The organism is Anoxybacillus andreesenii, assembly GCF_030813005.1.
Classification (GTDB): domain Bacteria; phylum Bacillota; class Bacilli; order Bacillales; family Cytobacillaceae; genus Robertmurraya; species Robertmurraya andreesenii.
Window position 1 is genome coordinate 1 of the sequence record NZ_JAUSTU010000065.1, and the last position, 2,379, is coordinate 2,379.

Consider the following 2,379-nt stretch of genomic DNA (forward strand, 5'->3'; position numbering starts at 1 on the left):
ATCCCATCCAAAATGTTTTGATATCATTTTTTTATTTTTCCTCCACAAGTGATTGATAGCTTAATGTTCCCCGTTTTTCCCCTTGCTTCCTTTCATGTTCTGGTGCGGTTAAATCTAAAAAGTTCAAACCTGTTCCTTCTCCTGTTTGACTAGGGTTTTCAGATGCAGCTTTATCATGTTTTGGACGGCTAAGTATAAGAGGGATGGCATCTTCATATTGTTTTCCCTCCAGCCAAACCTCTAATTTCTCTAAATCATTGGGATTAAAGCGAACCGTGACTTGTTGGCCCACTAGTTGTGATTCCACCTCGTATTTATTCCCTTGGAAGGAAATGCAGCCAGTTTTATCAACCTTTCGCTCCTCTTCCCAATAAAATGCATTTTTTAAGTCAGAAAAGGAAATGGAAACCGTAGGTTGTTCACATTCTTCCCATCTTTGTTTAGGAGTTTGTTTCGTTTCACCATGCCTTCGCTCATGATAGATAGATTCTTTCCAAATATGAAAATAGCGATTCAATTGCTCTATAGATTGAATCCTTCCGGATTCTATTAGATCGTAGGCCTCTGGCTTGAAGGATGAATCGACAAATTGAAAGAAACGCTCAATTTTCCCACGTCCTTGAGGCCTTCTAGGGGTAGAGTGGGAAAGTTTTATTCCTAGTTTTGCGCAGGTTGTTTCTAGTGCTTTTGCACGATAGATCGCTCCATTATCGACGTAGATTTGTTCTGGCTTCCCATGTGTTAGAAGGGCTTTAAATAAACTGTCCTCTAGCTGTGCCCCCTTTTCATCAAAATAAAACTGTCCGTGGACAATGAGCCTGCTGTAATCGTCGATAAAGGCAAATAGCTTTGCGACTCGCTTCTTACTTGAATCTTCTGGATCTGGTAAATAAAGAGTATGTTGCACATCCCCTTGCCAACAGGCATTTCGATATGGAAATTCAAATCGACGAAACTGACTGCTTTTTGGTGCTTGTTGTAACTTCTTTCTTGTTATTCCTGCCTTCCGCAATTGTTTTGATAAGGTGCTTTCGGAAATCGTTCCTTTATCTACTATCTCTGCTAGCTCCATAATCCGAATAATTTGTTCTACGGACCGTTCAGGTCGCTCGGTTTTTAACTGAATGGCTTTTTCTAATACGTGATTGGAAATAGCTCTTGGAGCGTAGCTACCACGTTTAGTTGGCTTTAATGCCTCAAATCCCCCATTTCGATAGAGTTGTAGATAACGTTCTAGAGTTCGGGTTCCAACTTTTTGCATTTCTCCATATGGGTTTAGGTGCTCAGTCTCCGCGATGCTTCGCAGCCGTTTGGCTTGCTCTCCTTTTGGCAACTCCCTAGTGACGATTTCGGCTATAAGGCCAAAACGGTATAGGGCAATGTCATTTCTTAGTTTTTCATGCATTGAAAACTCTCCCTTATTTTTAATCATTCTATAGTTCTCATTTAATAACGATCGTCTACTAAAAGGGAGAGCCCAGATTCTGTGGGAACATTCGTTTCAAAAGAGGAAAACACGGTGAAACTGCCCCGAAAGGGAGAGAATTTAAGTTTGGAAAAATGATAGGCGGTTCAGATGGTGGGTAATTAAGGTTGGAGTGGTTTAAATTCTTTCAATTAGTTGATTTATCCATTGGAAGAAACCGTAGGAAGGATAGGGAGTGTTGGGATGAAAAATTTCCCAAGCTAATGGTAGAAGAAATAGAAGTGCTTGTTCATCATTTAATGGTTTTATCGTTTGAAAGTTAATGGCCGTTGGTTGAACTTCGGCTATTGTGGAAAGAAGTAATTTAACTAAAGGTCCTTTTACTTTCCTCCATAAGCAATCCCAGCGTTTAATAGTTTTATAGCTGATACCACCATTTACGCTTTTAGTTATAAGGGTCCGGATGAAATAATAACTTTTTCCATTTACATACCGCAATATCCACGCCTTTTGAAGGATTCCTCCAACATGAACCCGGTAGGGATAAAGAAAATCAGGTAATAAAGATAGCGTCTTGCCACAAGCTGGACAAAGCCTTCGATAAATAGGGATCTTAATCAGTTTTTTTCCAATAATAACAGTACGATAATAGCGACCATGTTTATATAATTTTCCGTTACAGTCAGGGCAACCCTCATCACAAGGAGGTGGTACATCTTGGAATTGTTTTAAATAAGCCTTGACCGTTTTACCAAGATATCTTATTCTAGTCATAGTTTTGTGAAGTAAATCAGCCTCGGAGAGACTGCTATCTCTTCGAGGTGTTTTTTTGTCCTCCTCCCGCCAGGGAATGATTTACATTTCTACATTGTCGCATAAATCCCACTAAAAGTACCGCCACAAAATTTTCCTAAAACAATAAAAACCACTGCCATTGAAAGTGGCAGCAGACA

General features: G+C 39.8%; 2 protein-coding genes and 1 pseudogene. 1 reads left to right on the forward strand and 2 read right to left on the reverse strand.

The window, feature by feature from the left end; translation table 11 throughout:
- Nucleotides 1-31 precede the first annotated feature (31 nt).
- Nucleotides 32-1,405, reverse strand: coding sequence for a Mu transposase C-terminal domain-containing protein (locus J2S07_RS21720; RefSeq protein WP_307152451.1), 1,374 nt, complete (start codon nt 1,403-1,405; stop codon nt 32-34).
- A 188-nt stretch (nt 1,406-1,593) separates the two neighbouring features.
- Here J2S07_RS21720 and J2S07_RS21725 point away from each other — a divergent pair, with 188 nt between their 5' ends.
- Nucleotides 1,594-1,749: a hypothetical protein gene (locus J2S07_RS21725; protein WP_307152452.1), complete on the forward strand. Its 156-nt coding sequence runs from the start codon at nt 1,594-1,596 to the stop codon at nt 1,747-1,749.
- A gap of 202 nt (nt 1,750-1,951) precedes the next feature.
- On the opposite strand, the pseudogene J2S07_RS22025 reads toward J2S07_RS21725, so the two are convergent.
- Nucleotides 1,952-2,200, reverse strand: a pseudogene (locus tag J2S07_RS22025) (DUF6431 domain-containing protein); the annotation flags it as partial.
- Between the last annotated feature and the right edge of the window lie 179 nt (nt 2,201-2,379).